The sequence below is a fragment of the Rhizobium leguminosarum genome, from assembly GCF_002953715.1.
Classification (GTDB): domain Bacteria; phylum Pseudomonadota; class Alphaproteobacteria; order Rhizobiales; family Rhizobiaceae; genus Rhizobium; species Rhizobium leguminosarum_V.
Window position 1 is genome coordinate 524,658 of record NZ_CP025015.1, and the last position, 15,965, is coordinate 540,622.

Sequence of the window (15,965 nt, forward strand, 5' to 3'; positions counted from 1 at the left end):
AGGAGGAATGCGGGCTGTCGGTCGCAGAGGTTCTCTCCTTCGGGATTTCGGAGTCATAGCCCGAAGCCTGCCGGCTTGCCCTTCGTTTTCGCTGCGGTCTGAACCGGCGGCCGGTGGTTTCAAGGCCGCTAGCGCGCCGCCGAGCGGCCAGTGCAGCCTCGCTCGCAAAACGGCTCCGCGTCTATCGCGGGGCTTTACCCCGCTTGTCCGCAAACCCGTTTCGCTCGCTCTGCCGTCCCGGACCTGTGGAAGCGCCCGTCCTCAGCCGGTTCGTGTCGACCGCATCGAAGGGCAGACCGGCAGGGGCCGGAGCCGCTTCGGTGGAAACCGCGAAAGGAAAACTCCATGGCCAAGCCCGCAACCAATCGACCCTCCACCCGCGTTGTGCCGCTCCGCAAGGGCGCGACCCTCGAAATGGTCAGGTTCACTTGCCCGGACACCGCGCAGGCAATGCTGATCGCCGAGAGTTTCGGGACCGCGGTGGTCGACAGCGATGGCATCCGTGAACTCCACGAGCGCCTGATAATCGAAACCGCCGACAGCCTCTCGAACGGCCTCGGCGAGAAGGCGATGCAGATCCATCTCCAGCGCATCGTCGGAGCCTATGTCGGCTCGGCGCACGGAGCCGGCCAGTTCTACAGTCGGGCAGTCTCCGAGGCGCGAGACGCCACCGCCAAGTCGGCAAACGATGCCCGTGACGAGGATCTCGATGGCCCGGTCGGTTACGATAGCGCCGCCCAGCGAAAACGCGAGTTCGCGGCCGACATGGGCATTCAGTCCCACGCGCTGCGGATGGCCGCTGAGGGTGCCGTCGCAGCCTACGGCCAAGTCATCGGCGAAGCCTGGAAGCCTTTCGACCGCCCGGTCGATAATCCAGGCCACTCGCTCGACCGCAAGGCGGCCGAGGCGCAGCTGGCGGCTCTCGGTTGAGCCGCGTTTGGCGGAGCTTCGGCTCGCCCATTTCCCTCTCTCTTAATTCTCGGGCCGGTTCCTTTGGGACCGGCCTTTTCCATGTCAGGGGAAGGAAAGGAAGGACAAGGACCCAGCCCGCCACGCCGGCCCCGTCCCGGTCGGCGGTCCTGCAGGAGCCGGCGGTCAGCCGCAACGGCTTTGCCGTCCTCCACTCCGCTCTGGCCGTTCCGGTGCCGCGAGCCGCCTGATCGCTCCTGCCTTCGGACCTCCGCGACGGGGTCGCGATGGCGCGGCCTCAAACGAAGGATAAGGACATGAGCAGGAAAGCCGAAGGCGAACGCGCCGACATCTATGCGCGGATCACGGATAGAATCGTCGCCGACCTCGAAAAGGGCGTAAAACCCTGGATGAAGCCATGGCACGCGGCCAACACCAATGGCCGGATTACCCGGCCGCTGCGCCACAACGGTCAGCCCTATTCGGGCATGAACATTCTTCTGTTATGGTCGGAAGGGATGGCGCGCGGCTTCACGTCATCCACGTGGATGACGTTCAAGCAGGCGCTCGACCTGGGAGCGGCGGTGCGCAAGGGCGAGACCGGTTCGACGGTCGTCTTCGCCAGCCGCTTCACCAAGTCCGAGGCGGACGGCAGTGGTGGAGAAGTCGATCGGGAAATCCCATTCTTGAAGGCTTACACAGTGTTCAACATCGAGCAGATCGACGGACTGCCCGAACACTATCATCACCCACCGACCCCGGTGCTCGATGCGATCGAGCACATCGAGCACGCCGATCGCTTTTTCCGCAACACGGGCGCTGTCATTCGGCATGGTGGCGCGCAGGCCTATTATTCGCCGGTCACGGACCACATCCAGATGCCGCCGTTCGAGACATTCCGAGACGCGGCGTCCTACGCGGCAACGCTGAGTCACGAAAGTTGCCATTGGACTGCGCGCCCCGATCGCGTCGATCGCGATCTTAGCCGCTATACGAAGGACAAGACCGAGCGGGCTCGCGAAGAGCTGATTGCGGAGCTCGGGAGTTGCTTCCTATGCGCCGATCTCGGGATCGCACCGGAGCTGGAGCCACGACCGGACCATGCGTCTTACCTGGACTCGTGGCTGAAGGTTCTATCCGACGACAGGCGGGCTATCTTCCAAGCCGCGGCGCATGCCCAGCGTGCTGTCAGCTTCCTGCACGGTCTCCAGCCCATTCAGGCCGACGAGAGAGCGGCCGCGTAGGAGACGTCAAGGTCGGTCGTTGTCACCCGCAACGGCCGACAGCTCTTTCGGCTTTCTCTCCGCAAGCGCATGCTCATCGGACGTGAGGTCCAGCCTCCCCCAGATCGATGGTTTCCGATCGTTGGCTTTCAGCTTTCGGGACTGCTTGATTTCGACGGTAAACGGCTTTGTCTGCTGACGCATAGATCCTCCAGGCGACGAATCGCGGCCCGACAATATTGCCTTGATGAGAGGAGGCAACTGCCCGGGCGGCCGAGTTTGTCGCATCCGAAGCCGACGCTATGCTTTAGAGACTGGGGAACGGCTTCGCGGCCGGGCTGTTCTGCCGGGGCAACGCACGGCGAGGGCCATGACCAAGTTCCTTCCACCGCTGTCATAGGCCACGCCCTCCGCGGGCTCGATGAGGCATGTCTGATCGGAGACCGGCTTCGCCTCGATCGTTCTCCCGCAACGGCCGTCCGCAACTTTCTTCCCCTGCGAACTGCGTTCGCATTCCTCGCGCGACAACAAAGTTTCTCCCGACCGCCCTCCATTTCATTACGGCCTTCCAGGTGCGGTCCGATCGTCCCCGATCCTTGCGACAGCCATCGAGGACGCGAAGGGCGCGGCCCGAAACAACCGAAAGGAACAGACAATGGCTACCATCGGCACTTTCACCGCAAACGAAAACGGCTTCACCGGCTCGATCCGCACCCTCGCACTCAACGTCAAGGCCCGCATCGCCCGCGTCGACAACCCATCCGACAAGGGTCCGCACTTCCGCATCTACGCGGGCAATGTCGAGCTGGGTGCGGCCTGGCAGAAGCGCTCCGGCGAGAGCGACCGCGATTATCTCTCGGTCAAGCTGGACGACCCGAGCTTCCCCGCCCCGATCTACGCAACGCTCTCCGAGGTCGAAGGCGAGGACGGCTACCAGTTGATCTGGTCCCGCCCCAATCGGGATTGAGATCCCAAGAAGGCCCCGCCACCGAGGCGGGGCCAACTGGCCGCTTTGAGAAAGCCGGCAACGGGCATCGAGCCCGCTCCCGACTTTTAGGGTGCCATACGGAGAGGTGGGGTCTGCTCATTCGAGCCAATCGTGCCGTGGAGCCGGGACAGCCTCAAGGACGAGCGGTTCCCCCAAAATGCCGGCGCATTTCGGCTCCCCCACTCACCGCCGCTGGCGGTCGCATGCGCGATCCTTGACCCTGACCCACCGCCACGCCGGCGGGCGTCATCTTTCTCAAACATCAAGGAGATGACGATGATCGAACAACAAATCGAAGAACTGCGCGCCGAGCTGAACGCCTGCATCGAGCCCGCCGAGCGCCGCGAGATCGAAACCGAGCTCGAAATCGTCCAGGCCGAGCTGATCATGATGCTTGGCGAACAGGACGGTTCCATCGACGCCGAGCCGCCCTTCTGAGGGCGGCATACCACCAGCACTGGGGGACCGCATCCAGGATCCCGAGAGGGACGATCCACTGCGACTCTCCTTTCGATCTACCGTCATCGACATGGGGGATGCTGCATCCCGTCCGTCGCCCGCAACCTGCCGGCACCAGAATTTTCCCCGCCGTATTGCGGCTCCTCGCGTGCCAAATTCTTGGCGCTGGCAGGTCCTTCACCATCGTTTCGGCCTTTCAGGTGCGTCCCTCCTTGTCCGCCATGCGGCCTATCCCCGCGATATCCGCATTTCGAAAGGAGAAAATACCGTGCAACAGCTCGCTCAGTTCCTCACCGCCACCGGCCGTCGGCTCCGCACCCTCGGCAAGGTGATCTGTCACTACTTCCGCAAGGGGAAACTCGGCCTGAAACTGGCCATCAAGATTCCGTTCTTCGTCGAGATCGAGGCGTCGTTCGAGACCGACTGGAACCGGCGCGAATAACACGCCGTGGGCCGCTTCAGCGGCCCCTTCTACCAGCTGGAACGCGGAAGACAATCATCGTCAGCTCGGCGAATATCGGCAGGTTGTTTTTGGGCGATAGCCGCGACCACGTTTTTGCTTCAACAGCTCAAGGAACAAGCGAACCGCCTCCTCCTCCCGTTCGAACACATGCTGTTTTTCCTGTCCACGCTTGCCGATCCTTCCCCATCTCCGGGTTAGGCAAGCCTCTCCGAACATCGTCTGCTCGATCTCCATGGCATAATACCGCGCCATGTTCTTGGCTGGATCTGTTCGTTCGATATAGAGCTGGTAGGGCTGCGAAATCATGCCGGCATGATCGTCACACGGCGCCGCTACGTCCAACGACATATGTGAATCCTACAGATGCGACCGATTCATTTTCGTGAAGAATGGGGCTTGGGCGAGGCGCCGATGGCGCACGGCTCTGGTCGCACCGCGACCGGAGCCCGCACGCGGTCTCCGCCCCGCCGGGTTACGATCCTCTCGCAGCAAGAAGCATGCCTCTGCGAAATCTCATTGTCCGGAGACAGCCGGAGCCTCCCGTCGCCATCGGAGATGGCAAGCGGTCGCGTCCCTTCAGGGCGCGGTTCTATCTCTCTCTGACACCCATTTTGCACCCGCCGTGTCGGGTAGCAGCGGGGCATTGCTGCCCCGCCGCCCCCTAAGAACCGGGCGTGCGGATCACTTCGCACCCGGCTCAAGCCATTCTCCAGCGCCACGTTGTGACACCGGGCTCCCCGGCGGTATGTTTCGCGTTCTGACGGTGGGCGAAGTAGGTATCCCATGTGGGATCGAACGGGTTCGCCAACGCCGGGATTTTGGCGTGCCTCTTGATTGAGACAGCCGCTGCGCGGACAAGCCCATACTTGGCGTCTTCCGTGCTGAAATCCCATGATTGGCTACCGGTGACCTGGAAATACCTTCTCCTGATCCACCGTGCTCCTTTGTTGGGGTGTCGTCGGCACGCCCATCTCCAGAGCATGCGCCAGATGTAGAAGTCTATCGAAGAGAAGGTCGCCTTCGCCACGACATGGCGGTGATACATCGCCCATCCCCGAATGATCGGGTTCAGCATTTGTATCAATCCCTCCTGCGCGATGGCAGCGTTGCCTTTGATAATTCTCCGGACCTTATCCAGCAGCGCCTTGACGCTGTGTTTGGACGGCGTGATGAGGAGTTTGCCGTTGTACTTTCGCACATTCTGGCCCAGAAAATCGAAACCATCCGCAATGTTCGTGATTCTGGTTTTCTCGTCCGAGAGTTCCAGTCCGCGAACAGTCAGGTATTTCCTGATCGCCGGCAAGACCTTGTGTTCCAGCACCTCTTTCGATGCACTGGTTACAATAAAGTCGTCGGCATAACGGATGACGTGGGGTTTGGCTTTTCGGTACGTGGATTTCGACGATCCCACGCTTGCATCGACTGCGGCCTCAAGCCCGTCCAACACTCTGTTAGCGATTGTGGGCGAAATCACGCCCCCTTGCGGGGTTCCCGCCCGCGTCTCGAACAGAGTTCCCTCTTCAATGTATCCGGCTTGAAGCCACTTCCGCAGGATCGCCTTGTCCATAGGCATATGCTCGAGGATGTAATCATGGCTGATTTCATCGAAACAGCTTTTGATATCGCCCTCTAGAATCCACGTGGCGGACTTTCGTCTTGCCAACGTGATGAAGCACTGCTCAATGGCGTCGGCTGTTGAGCGTTTGGGCCGAAATCCATAGGAATTCGGGTCCGCCAAGGTCTCCGTCACTGGTTCCAGCGCAAGCTTCCATAAGGCTTGCATTGCGCGGCACAGCATACGGGGTATCCCGAGCGGGCGCTTCTTGCCGTTACTCATATAAACGCGTCGCAACGGCATCGTACGGTAGCCGTGATGCCGCAGCGACATTACTCCCTTCCATCTGGCCACCGGGGTTGTCCAGATTTCTCCGTCCACTCCCGGCGTTTTCTTCCCGCGATTCTCCGTCACCCGCTTCACAGCCAGCATCTTGCCGCTGTGCGAGCGGGTCAGCAGACGTTGCAAGGCTTTTACCTTACCCCATCGGCCTTCGCGAGTGGCCTTGGCGATACGCACTTGAAGTCGCTTCACGGTTGCTTCAATCTGCGACCAGTTTGTCTGATCCCACATCTGCCCTCCGTGCGAGGACGCACCAGCATTCGCTGCTTTCGCATCGATTGCCGTCATCTGCTTTTCCTCGTCCAGCAATTAGTCATGTTCTCTCGCCATGAATGACCGGGCGGAAGTCTGCCCACTTTCGTGTCGGGCGATGTTGCAGCCCGTATCTCGACCATTACAGCCGGGCCTTCGCTTTCTCCGCCTTCCTTTACCCACAACACCAACAGCGTTCCTTACGGTTCGCCTGCCGTTACCGGCAGCGCTATGGGCTTACCCTGTTCCGCATGAATCTCAGAGCCAGTCGGACCCTTCCTTTTCGCCAGCAGCTTTCCGTCCATGGAGGTCCAACCGGAAAGGACCACACCTTGCTGCACACCTTTTGGTTCAAGCCTGTCAGCACATTTGGCTTGTTCCTTGTTACGGCGTTTATCGGAAGTTCACTTGTGTTGGTCGTCATTGCTCATCCCTTGCACCTCACCGCCTTTGTGCTGGCAGTTTCCACTTCGCCTCACGGTTCGGTGAACCGGTCACCCGGTGGTTACGTTGTCCCCGAAGCTCCACACGGAGTCGTTGCCAACTTCGCATGTTCGGGTAGGGAACGACCGATGGAACGGTCGGTTTCGTAAAGTTCACATCACGTGGTCTCCTCTCGAAACAGAGATTCATGCGACTTTCAGGTCGCACTCCGGCGTCAAGGACATCGCGACCCCTCCAATTTTCCCAACGCCGCAAGCGGCACAGAGAAAATCGGTTCCTCCGCTCGCCGCAGGGCGGCCGCGTTCCGCGGTCCCTGACCCCTCACGGACTACGGTGCGGACACCTTTCGTCAGAAAACGAAAAGGAGGTGGCATGAAAGAGGCCGCGCCCGTTGAGAGAACGGATCACTGAGATGCAGATGATGATCGAGGGACAGTCACACTTCCAGCCTTTCGGCTTATCCTATTGGGGTTTCGAAGATCTCAATAAGGGAGTTGGAAGCATGACTGCCTCTTATGAATACCATATCGGGGTCGACTACCACAAATCCTACAGCCACCTGGTGGTTCAGGACAGCAGCGGCAAGACGCTGAGATCCGGCCGGGTGAAGAACGACCGACAGTCGCTGGGCGGGTTTCTCGAGCGCTATCGGGAGAACTCGCATGCGGTTGTCGAAGCGACGCGCAACTGGATGGTGATGTACGACTGGCTCGACGACATTTGTGATGATGTCGTTCTCGCTCATCCGCTGAAGGTCAAGGCGATCGCCGACGCCAAGATCAAGACCGACAAGATCGACGCGACGGTGCTGGCACATCTGCTCAGAGCCGATCTGGTACCCGAAGCCTGGGCGCCAAGCGAGAGATCGCGGGACCTTCGCGTCGCGCTGCGCGAGCGGATGTTTTACGTGCGGCTGCGCACGATGACCAAGAACCGCATCGTCACGGTGTTCGACCGCTATCCGGAGCAGACGGCGCAATTGAAGAAGCTTGGCGACCTGTTTGGCAAGGCCGGCCGCGTCCAGCTGGCTCAAGTGAACGTCTCTGAGATCGACCGCATCCAGATTGACCGTGGTCTCGCCTTCATCGGCGACATCGACATGCGGATCAAACAGTCGGAAGCAACGATCCGGGCGATGACCAAGGCCAATGCCAACGTCAAGCTGTTGAAGACGATCCCCGGCATCGGCGAGTTCTTCGCCCGGCTGATCGATGCGGAGATCGACGACATATCGCGGTTCCGCCACTCGAAGAAGCTTGCCGCCTATGCCGGGCTTGTGCCGTCGACCCATTCCTCCGGCGGCAAGACCTTCCACGGCAAGATCATCAAGCAGGGCAACAAGTGGCTGCGCTGGGCCTTCGTCGAGGCGGTAACACCTGCCATCGCCAGCGATCCGCAGCTGCGCGCCCAATACGAGCATCTGAAGATCAAAGGAGTAAACAAGGCGCGGGTTGCCATCGCGCGCAAGCTTTTGACGATCGCCTTCCAGATCCTGCGTGACCAGCGCGCCTACGAGCCGCGCGGCGAAAGCACCATGGAAGGCGCGTCGACGATATCCCGGTTGTCCTGATGGCAGTCTAGCGAGCCCGGTAGAACTGGGTTGCGCTTCTCAAGGAGAATGGGAAACCGGGAGCCGAACGCCACTCTGTGACCGAAGCCCCAGGCATCAGGTCACGCATTGGAGACTGGTTCAAGAACCGAAGGACAGCAAAGCGATCTGTCCGGCGGAAAGAGAGACTTTGCCGATCGGTGCGAATGCCGGTCAAAACTTAACCGAACCCAAGGAAAAGCCGCCAAATGGTGGTGTTCTGCCCCTTGCGTTCTACAAAGCATCAAATCGCTCGTGTGGTGGAAGAAGATCAGAAGCGGCCGGATCAACAGCCGGATTGGCTTTTGAACGACTGCGCCGAAATTTCGATGCGGAAGTGCATCTTCCTGCCGATATCTCGCGGAAGTTTCTGTCTGCAGCGCTGCTTTGGGCAGTCGACAACAAGGTCGATTTCGGTTTGTTCCACGAGGCCAGCGAGATCATCATTGCGCACTTCGGCGGTGATGAGATCTACCTCCCGTCGCGGTGGTCCGACAAACGATGGCACATCGGCCTTGAGGACAAAGAGCCTTTCGATCCGAGCGACTGATGTCGAGACCAGAGGCGGCTTGTCGCCTGTGGTCTTTGCCTATTCACATGAGCCCCTCCAGCCGGATCGACCGAGCGGAGCGGCTATGAAAGGGGGCTCTGCCGCCCCTCTCAATCTCACCCCATGAAGGAAGGGCAATACCCCTCCTTCAAACTTCCTCCCAGGGAGAAAGGGGACGGTTCCCTCCTCCCTTTCCCCAAACCCCTATCCCTCTCCCGTGCAGGGAAGGTGATGATGGCTGTCACCCGCCCTGGCACCAGCCGTGTCGGGCACCATCCCATGATCGGGCAAGCCCTTCCTTGATCAAGGCATCGCCCAGCGAATTGCCTGCACGAAATACGGTTCGCAGTTTGCGTCCATATTTGTCTTCGTCACGGAACCCGGCCGCTAGCGAGAATTTTCCAGCGTTGAGCAGCGTCAGCAGGCGGGATTTTGCCGCCTCACCCTTTATCCGTTCCGCCTCGCACCGGGGCGGGCTGAGTTCAGGCGTATCGATGTCGGCGATGCGGATTTTCTCGCCGTTGAACCAGAATGTGTCGCCGTCGACGACGCAGTTCGCTCGATGGCTTCCGTCGCAGATCGAAAATGCGGTCGACAATGAATCCGTCGTCGGTTTCTTGGCCAAAGTGGCGAGATCGGGGAGAACGTCGGCGCCGCCATAGGCAAGCCAACCCCCAACAGCAATGATTACGGTGCATAGAACTGCCGTCGAGCGTTTACGCCATCTGTTCCGCCCAGATCTCAGCAGTCCTCCACCCGCGCGCTGCCGGTCGCGACCGCCTCCGGCCTTCGGCGGCTTTCTAAACGGAACCACATTTGATTTCGCCACTTTCCGATCCCCTCGTTTCGTCTCAACTTATGTCGGACCCGGTTTCATCTGCGTTTACGGAGGAGCTTGGCTCCGGGCTGCGGTGTGGCCGGCAAAATGGTGCGTGACGGGCGGGGGCAGTCGACCCCGCCTCCCCTTCGGGCCACTATGTTGAGGCTCCTGCGGCTGCCCTGTTTTCCTCCCGTCACGCAACGAGAATTCCCGAAATCCCGCCCGCCGGGCGTCGCTATGCTGATTTCTCCGATACTCTTCTTTTTCCTGGATCAGCCTTGCCCGGTTGCACCGCGCGCCGGCTTGGATCATGCAGGCTTTGGCGTATCCCCGACCATGTGAAACCTGTTTGTGCCCACGCATGCTTTCATGTCGTCGCGCCGGAACCAGATGGCTCGTCCGCATCGGAGTGGCGCGTTTCCTGCGGTGAAGATGATCTGTTCGTCCGCCCGCATGCGCAGAACCTCGTGCGGCTGGATCAGCGGTCGTGCCGCGAGCTGCTTCGAGCGCGTTCGTGACGACCCCTTCGCTTGGAAACTGCGGCTGACCTGGTCGATCTCGACCGTCGTCATGCCGCAGCGTTTCGATATGTACTCGGCGGTCTCCGGATCGTTGATCGCCGCGAACGAGATCCAGCTGGCACTCTCGAACCACTTGCTTGCCGCGTCGCGGCCGCCATAGGTTTCGCGCATCTGGCCGATCGACTGATAGATCATCGTGAGCGCGATCCCGTATTTGCGGCCGGCGTCACGCGCGGTTTCGAGGATCCGCATGTAGCCGAGCCGGGCGACCTCATCGAGGAGAAACAGGGCGCGCCCATTGAGCTGTCCGTCGCGATTGTAAATCGCATTAAGAAACGAGCCGATGATGACTCGCGCAAGACCCGAATGGGTCTCCAACGTCTTGAGGTCGATGTTGATGAAGACGTCGGTCTTTCCCGCGGCGATGTCGCTGGTCGAGAATTTCTTGCCGGATACGAGGGCGGCATAATTCGGATAGGAAAGCCAGTGTGTTTCCTTGACCGCGTTGGCGTAGACGCCGGAGAAGGTTTCGGGCGTCAGGTTGACGAAGGCAGCGACGTTTTCCTTCACGAAATCCGAGCCCGAATTGTCGTAGACGTCTTGCAGCCGTTTGCGCAATGTCGGCTCCGGCTCAGAGAGATTCATGCGCACCCGCCGAAGCGTTTGATCCTTCTCGTCCGTGTGACCGGACAAGCAGACATCTGCGATGAGCGCCGTGAGCAACTGGAGAGCTGACGCTCGAAAGAAGTCGTCACGGACACCGCGCGCGCCGCCGCTGTCGCTCATGATCCACGATGCGACCGAGGCAATATCCTCTTCCTTGGTTCCACCGAAACGTCCGACCCAGTCCAGGACGTTGAAGCCGATATCCGGCTTCCTCGGATCGAGAACGAACACGTCCCTTCCCGCTCCGCCGCGATGCGCGGACACCATCGGTGCGACCTCATTCGATGGATCGAGCACAATCAGCGTGCCGCCCCATTTGAGTGCCGTCGGTATCGTCACCGACGTTGTCTTGAAACCACCGGAACCAGCAAAGACGATTCCATGCGACGAGCCGAACGAGCCGTCGAAGCACAGTAACGGCGACTTGCCGCCGGCGCCCCAGTTTTCGGCGCTGTCGGCGCGAAACGCTTGGCTCCCGACAATGTCTTTGTCGACCCGATAGCGCTCGCCGATGACGATGCCACCGGCATCGGGAAACAACTTTGCCGCCTCTGTGAGCTTCATCCAATCCGCCTCGCCATGCAGGGCTCGCTTGCCCTGAATGCGCTTCGGCTCGGCCCTTGCGAATGCCGCATTGCCGATGAGCGCCACGCGGAGTGCGAAGCCGGCACATAAGAGCGCCGCGCTCGCGCCGATCGATGTTGCTGGATCGAGATAGGCGAGAACCGTCTTGCCGGCCGGCAGTGTCTTCATCAAAGCGCTAAGGCGCAGTGTCTCGCGGACTGCTGCGATCAACATCGTCCCGATGCATCCTGCGAGGACGCCCCAACCTGCTCGCTTGATGTTGATCGAGCCGGCACACGCAAACAGGAACAAAACACCGATTGCCGCGCTGGCCGCATAGGGCAAGGCGATGCGCGCCCGCCCCCATGCCAGTCGCGCGGCCTCGGTCTTGCCGAAACCGGAAAGCCACTGCTCGATCCCGGTCATTCCGATGACGACCAGGATCATCAACGCCGCAGGCATGACGGCGAGCGCAATCCTATTGATCGTCATTGCCGAAGGCCTCCACGCCGATTGCCGTGAGCCTGGACCGCTCGGTATCGTCACTCTTGACGCGGCGCACTGCATCGACCAGCGCGCCCAGCAACAGCGCTCGCTTCTCGTAGCGCAGACCGGCCTTGACGATCAGTCCGCCGAGCTCGATCTTTTCCCGCGTGTCCTTCTTGCGGGCGTCGGATGTCATCGTCCTCGCCATGCGTTCAAGCCTCGCCAGCGCTGCCCGCGTCCGCGCCAGACGTGACCGGCGCGGTTTGCTGCGAGACGACGGCTGCCCCTCCCCTTTCTTTTCCGGCCGTAGCGCCCTGCCCTCCGCGAAATCGCTTGGTCAGTTGCTCAAACGCTGCCTGAAGCTCCGCCTCGTCGATCTCGATCTCGCCAAGGCCCGCCTTGAGCGCGATCCGTCCGATGCGTTCCGCTTCCCGGGTCTCGGCGATCTTGAGCTGTTCCTGCAGCTTGGCGATTTCGTCGCGAAGTTTCGAGGATGGCTTCTTCATGTCCGTCTGTCTCCCTGGGTGCGAAAGCTTGTCTTTCGAACCCAGTTTTTCGGGCCGGAGTGCGGAACGCACTACTGTGAATCCTACAATCGCCAAGGGCGATGCTTTCGGGAATGATCCCGGCCGTTCCGAAGGAGCGGCTTCCAAGGGCGCAATTATACGTCGCTGGCGCGACGTGTTGCTGAGAGAGCCTGGTGGCCGCCGCTCCCCACGAACCCTTTGATTTCGTTCGCAACCGGGAGAGAACTCCGCCGTGGCCGTCCCTCACTTCTCCGTCAGCGTCGTCGCCCGTGGCTCCGGCCGCAGCGCCGTCCTGTCGGCCGCTTACCGGCACTGCACCAAGATGGAGTTTGAGCGAGAAGCCCGGACGATCGACTACACGCGAAAGCAAGGCCTTCTGCACGAGGAGTTCATCATCCCCGCCGATGCGCCGGCGTGGCTGCGAGCAATGATCGCCGATCGGTCGGTCGCCGGCGCATCCGAGGCCTTCTGGAATAAAGTGGAGGGCTTCGAGAAGCGATCCGACGCGCAGCTCGCCAAGGACGTCACCATAGCCCTGCCGCTCGAGCTGACGGCCGAGCAGAACATCGCGCTCATGCGCGACTTTGTGGCGGGCCACATCACCGCGCAGGGCATGGTCGCGGACTGGGTCTATCACGACGCCCCCGGCAATCCTCACGTCCACCTCATGACCACATTGCGGCCGCTCACCGAAGACGGTTTCGGTTCGAAGAAGGTCGCGGTGCTCGGCCCGGACGGCAAGCCAATCCGAAATGACGCCGGCAAAATCGTCTATGAGCTGTGGGCCGGTAGCACTGAGGATTTCAATGCGTTTCGCGACGGCTGGTTTGCCTGCCAGAATAGGCATCTGGCGCTTGCCGGCCTCGATATCCGCATCGATGGCCGTTCCTTCGAAAAGCAGGGTATCGACCTCGAGCCAACCATTCACCTCGGCGTCGGCGCCAAAGCCATCGAGCGCAAGGCCGAGCAATCCGACCACAAGTCGGAGACCTCGACTCCCAAACTCGAACGCATCGAGCTTCAGGAGGAGCGCCGCAGCGAGAACGCCCGCCGGATCCAGCGCCGTCCGGAGATCGTGCTCGACCTGATCACGCGGGAGAAGAGCGTCTTCGACGAACGCGATGTTGCGAAGGTCTTGTATCGCTATATCGACGATGTCGCTCTGTTCCAAAGTCTGATGGTCCGCATTCTGCAAAGTCCGGAAGCGCTCCGACTCGAACGCGAGCGGATCAACTTTGCGACAGGTATTCGGACACCCGCGAAGTACACCACGCGCGAGATGATCCGCCTTGAAGCCGAGATGGCCAATCGCGCGATCTGGCTCTCCGGTCGCGCCTCCCATGGCGTCCCTGAGGCGGTGCTGCAGGCGACCTTCGCGCGCCATTCCCGTCTGTCGGATGAACAGCGAACGGCGATCGAGCATATCGCTGGGACCACGCGGATTGCCGCTGTCATCGGCCGCGCCGGCGCCGGCAAGACGACGATGATGAAGGCTGCGCGCGAGGCGTGGGAAACGGCCGGCTATCGCGTGGTCGGCGGAGCGTTGGCTGGCAAAGCCGCCGAAGGTTTGGAGAAGGAAGCTGGCATCGTTTCCCGCACGCTGTCGTCGTGGGAGCTTCGCTGGAACCAGGGTCGCAACCAGCTCGACGACAGATGCGTTTTCGTGCTCGACGAAGCCGGCATGGTGTCGTCACGGCAGATGGCGCTGTTCGTCGAAGCAGTCACCAAGGCCGGCGCCAAACTCGTCCTTGTCGGCGATCCGGAACAGCTGCAACCGATCGAAGCGGGTGCCGCCTTCCGTGCGATCGCCGATCGCATCGGCTATGCCGAACTCGAGACGATCTATCGTCAGCGCCAGCAATGGATGCGCGACGCCTCGCTCGATCTCGCTCGTGGCAATGTCCGCAAGGCTGTCGATGCCTACACCGCTCATGGTCGAATGCTTGGTTTGAGACTGAAGGACGAGGCCGTCGAAAGCCTGATCGCAGCTTGGGACCGGGACTACGACCCTTCGAAGACCAGCCTGATTCTCGCACACCTTCGCCGCGACGTCCGAATGCTTAACGATATGGCGCGCGCCAAGTTGGTCGAACGCGGCGTCGTCGCGGACGGATTTGCGTTCAAGACAGAGGACGGAACTCGCATGTTCGCGACCGGCGACCAGGTCGTGTTCCTCAAGAACGAGGGCAGCCTTGGCGTCAAGAACGGCATGCTCGCAAAGGTGCTTGAAGCCGCTCCTGGCCGGATTGTTGCCGAGGTTGGTGAAGGCGAGCACCGCCGGCAGGTCACGGTCGAGCAGCGCTTCTACAACAATCTCGACCACGGCTATGCGACAACGATCCACAAGAGCCAGGGCGCGACCGTCGACCGGGTGAAGGTGCTTGCTTCCCTATCTTTGGACCGGCATCTGGCCTATGTGGCTATGACGCGCCATCGTGAGGATCTCGCCGTCTACTACGGCAGTCGCTCCTTCGCGAAATCCGGCGGCCTTATCCCGATCCTGTCGCGCCGGAACGCCAAGGAAACCAGCCTCGACTACGAGAAGAGCGCTCTCTATCGCCAGGCGTTACGCTTTGCCGAGGCCCGCGGCCTGCACCTCATGAACGTCGCCCGCACGATCGCACACGATCGGCTTCAATGGGCCGTCCGGCAGAGCTCGAGGCTCGCCGACCTCGGCGCCCGTCTAGCCGCCATCGGCAAAGCGCTCGGACTGGTCCGCGGCAGCAACAAACACTCCATCCCGGACACAATCAAGGAGGCCAAGCCCATGGTGTCAGGCATCACCACCTTCCCGAAATCGCTCGACCAGGCTGTCGAAGACAAACTCGCCGCCGATCCCGGCCTCAAGAAACAATGGGAGGACGTCTCGACCCGCTTCCAGCTCGTCTACGCGAAGCCGGAAGCTGCCTTCAAGGCGATCAATGTCGATGCCATGTTGAAGGACCAGTCGGTCGCGCAGTCCACCCTGGCAAGGATTGCCGGCGAGCCAGAGAGCTTTGGCGCGCTCAAGGGCAACACCGGTCTTCTCGCCAGCCGTGGCGACAAGCAGGACCGGGAAAAAGCGCTCGCCAATGTACCGGCGCTCGCCCGAAATCTTGAACGCTACCTTCGTGAGCGGGCCGAGGCCGAATTCAAACATGAGACGGAGGAGCGCGCGGTCCGGCTCAAGGTTTCCGTCGACATCCCTGCGCTCTCCCCATCCGCCAAACAAACGCTCGAGCGCGTGCGCGATGCGATCGATCGCAACGATCTCCCGGCTGGCCTCGAATATGCGCTGGCCGACAAGATGGTGAAGGCCGAACTCGAAGGGTTCGCGAAAGCTGTGTCGGAGCGTTTTGGGGAACGGACATTCCTGCCTTTGGCCGCGAAAGACGCCGGCGGCAAGACCTTTGAAACCGTCACAACGGGCATGACGCCTGGCCAGAAGGCGGAGGTCCAGTCCGCGTGGAATTCCATGCGGACAGTCCAGCAGCTTGGCTCACATGAACGAACGACCGAAGCGCTCAAGCAGGCAGAGACGCTGCGGCAAACCAAGAGCCAGGGGCTCTCGCTCAAATGACAACAGGAGCAGGCACACGTTGGTCGATGACCGGACAACAACGACGAGC

Annotated in this window: 15 protein-coding genes; 8 read left to right on the top strand and 7 right to left on the bottom strand. The window is 61.1% G+C overall.

What is annotated here, in order from left to right; all coding sequences use genetic code 11:
* The first annotated feature begins 345 nt into the window (after positions 1–345).
* Both CUJ84_RS34770 and CUJ84_RS34775 read left to right on the top strand, forming a co-directional pair.
* Positions 346–930 (top strand): hypothetical protein, encoded by a 585-nt coding sequence (locus tag CUJ84_RS34770; protein WP_105009985.1) that lies wholly within the window; start codon positions 346–348, stop codon positions 928–930.
* A gap of 296 nt (positions 931–1,226) precedes the next feature.
* Positions 1,227–2,153 carry an ArdC family protein gene (locus CUJ84_RS34775; RefSeq protein WP_105009986.1) on the top strand — a complete coding sequence of 309 codons (927 nt, stop codon included), beginning with the start codon at positions 1,227–1,229 and terminating at the stop codon, positions 2,151–2,153.
* A 6-nt stretch (positions 2,154–2,159) separates the two neighbouring features.
* Here the strand turns inward: CUJ84_RS34775 and CUJ84_RS38540 are convergent, their stop codons facing one another.
* Positions 2,160–2,336: a hypothetical protein gene (locus CUJ84_RS38540; protein ID WP_199788881.1), complete on the bottom strand. Its 177-nt coding sequence runs from the start codon at positions 2,334–2,336 to the stop codon at positions 2,160–2,162.
* Positions 2,337–2,787: 451 nt separating this feature from the next.
* Here CUJ84_RS38540 and CUJ84_RS34780 point away from each other — a divergent pair, with 451 nt between their 5' ends.
* The 3 genes from CUJ84_RS34780 to CUJ84_RS38550 all read left to right on the top strand — a co-directional run bounded on the left by CUJ84_RS34780 (position 2,788) and on the right by CUJ84_RS38550 (position 4,021).
* Positions 2,788–3,099, top strand: coding sequence for a DUF736 domain-containing protein (locus CUJ84_RS34780; RefSeq protein ID WP_105009987.1), 312 nt, complete (start codon positions 2,788–2,790; stop codon positions 3,097–3,099).
* Between the two features lie 297 nt (positions 3,100–3,396).
* Positions 3,397–3,558 carry a hypothetical protein gene (locus CUJ84_RS38545; RefSeq protein ID WP_199788892.1) on the top strand — a complete coding sequence of 54 codons (162 nt, stop codon included), beginning with the start codon at positions 3,397–3,399 and terminating at the stop codon, positions 3,556–3,558.
* Positions 3,559–3,847: 289 nt separating this feature from the next.
* On the top strand, positions 3,848–4,021 hold the full coding sequence (locus CUJ84_RS38550; protein ID WP_018482048.1) for a hypothetical protein: 174 nt from the start codon (positions 3,848–3,850) through the stop codon (positions 4,019–4,021).
* Positions 4,022–4,081: 60 nt separating this feature from the next.
* On the opposite strand, the gene CUJ84_RS34795 is transcribed toward CUJ84_RS38550, so the two are convergent.
* Together CUJ84_RS34795 and ltrA are read right to left on the bottom strand one after the other, a co-directional pair.
* The gene (locus CUJ84_RS34795; protein WP_105009990.1) at positions 4,082–4,390 is read right to left on the bottom strand and encodes a WGR domain-containing protein; all 309 of its coding nucleotides are present in this window, start codon (positions 4,388–4,390) and stop codon (positions 4,082–4,084) included.
* A 349-nt stretch (positions 4,391–4,739) separates the two neighbouring features.
* Complete coding sequence (ltrA, locus tag CUJ84_RS34805; RefSeq protein WP_105009992.1) at positions 4,740–6,227, bottom strand: group II intron reverse transcriptase/maturase; 1,488 nt, start codon at positions 6,225–6,227, stop codon at positions 4,740–4,742.
* A gap of 910 nt (positions 6,228–7,137) precedes the next feature.
* Between ltrA and CUJ84_RS34810 the strand changes: the two genes are divergently transcribed.
* Positions 7,138–8,205 (top strand): IS110 family transposase, encoded by a 1,068-nt coding sequence (locus CUJ84_RS34810; protein ID WP_105010036.1) that lies wholly within the window; start codon positions 7,138–7,140, stop codon positions 8,203–8,205.
* Positions 8,206–8,374: 169 nt separating this feature from the next.
* Entirely contained in the window at positions 8,375–8,773 is a 399-nt protein-coding gene (locus CUJ84_RS34815; protein ID WP_245457638.1) for a hypothetical protein, read from the top strand.
* Between the two features lie 241 nt (positions 8,774–9,014).
* Here the strand turns inward: CUJ84_RS34815 and CUJ84_RS34820 are convergent, their stop codons facing one another.
* The 4 genes from CUJ84_RS34820 to traC form a co-directional block, all read right to left on the bottom strand.
* The gene (locus tag CUJ84_RS34820) at positions 9,015–9,461 is read right to left on the bottom strand and encodes a thermonuclease family protein (protein WP_432444937.1); all 447 of its coding nucleotides are present in this window, start codon (positions 9,459–9,461) and stop codon (positions 9,015–9,017) included.
* Positions 9,462–9,901: 440 nt separating this feature from the next.
* A complete protein-coding gene (gene traG, locus CUJ84_RS34825) occupies positions 9,902–11,836 on the bottom strand; it encodes a Ti-type conjugative transfer system protein TraG (RefSeq protein ID WP_105009994.1) in 1,935 nt (644 codons plus the stop codon).
* Positions 11,823–12,038 (bottom strand): type IV conjugative transfer system coupling protein TraD, encoded by a 216-nt coding sequence (gene traD / locus CUJ84_RS34830; protein WP_027668129.1) that lies wholly within the window; start codon positions 12,036–12,038, stop codon positions 11,823–11,825. Before traD ends, traG begins: the two co-directional genes overlap by 14 nt.
* A gap of 4 nt (positions 12,039–12,042) precedes the next feature.
* Positions 12,043–12,336 carry a conjugal transfer protein TraC gene (gene traC / locus CUJ84_RS34835; RefSeq protein ID WP_105009995.1) on the bottom strand — a complete coding sequence of 98 codons (294 nt, stop codon included), beginning with the start codon at positions 12,334–12,336 and terminating at the stop codon, positions 12,043–12,045.
* A 253-nt stretch (positions 12,337–12,589) separates the two neighbouring features.
* Here traC and traA point away from each other — a divergent pair, with 253 nt between their 5' ends.
* Positions 12,590–15,916 carry a Ti-type conjugative transfer relaxase TraA gene (gene traA, locus CUJ84_RS34840; protein ID WP_105009996.1) on the top strand — a complete coding sequence of 1,109 codons (3,327 nt, stop codon included), beginning with the start codon at positions 12,590–12,592 and terminating at the stop codon, positions 15,914–15,916.
* The last annotated feature ends 49 nt before the right edge of the window (positions 15,917–15,965 follow it).

Excerpts from the sequence above, each read along its gene's own strand:
- CUJ84_RS34795 (WP_105009990.1), bottom strand. The coding sequence starts at position 4,390 with ATGTCGTTGGACGTAGCGGCGCCGTGTGACGATCATGCCGGCATGATT.
- CUJ84_RS34775 (WP_105009986.1), top strand. The coding sequence starts at position 1,227 with ATGAGCAGGAAAGCCGAAGGCGAACGCGCCGACATCTATGCGCGGATC.
- CUJ84_RS38545 (WP_199788892.1), top strand. The coding sequence starts at position 3,397 with ATGATCGAACAACAAATCGAAGAACTGCGCGCCGAGCTGAACGCCTGC.
- ltrA (WP_105009992.1), bottom strand. The coding sequence starts at position 6,227 with ATGACGGCAATCGATGCGAAAGCAGCGAATGCTGGTGCGTCCTCGCAC.
- CUJ84_RS38540 (WP_199788881.1), bottom strand. The coding sequence starts at position 2,336 with ATGCGTCAGCAGACAAAGCCGTTTACCGTCGAAATCAAGCAGTCCCGA.
- CUJ84_RS34780 (WP_105009987.1), top strand. The coding sequence starts at position 2,788 with ATGGCTACCATCGGCACTTTCACCGCAAACGAAAACGGCTTCACCGGC.
- traC (WP_105009995.1), bottom strand. The coding sequence starts at position 12,336 with ATGAAGAAGCCATCCTCGAAACTTCGCGACGAAATCGCCAAGCTGCAG.
- CUJ84_RS34770 (WP_105009985.1), top strand. The coding sequence starts at position 346 with ATGGCCAAGCCCGCAACCAATCGACCCTCCACCCGCGTTGTGCCGCTC.
- traG (WP_105009994.1), bottom strand. The coding sequence starts at position 11,836 with ATGACGATCAATAGGATTGCGCTCGCCGTCATGCCTGCGGCGTTGATG.
- CUJ84_RS34810 (WP_105010036.1), top strand. The coding sequence starts at position 7,138 with ATGACTGCCTCTTATGAATACCATATCGGGGTCGACTACCACAAATCC.
- traD (WP_027668129.1), bottom strand. The coding sequence starts at position 12,038 with ATGGCGAGGACGATGACATCCGACGCCCGCAAGAAGGACACGCGGGAA.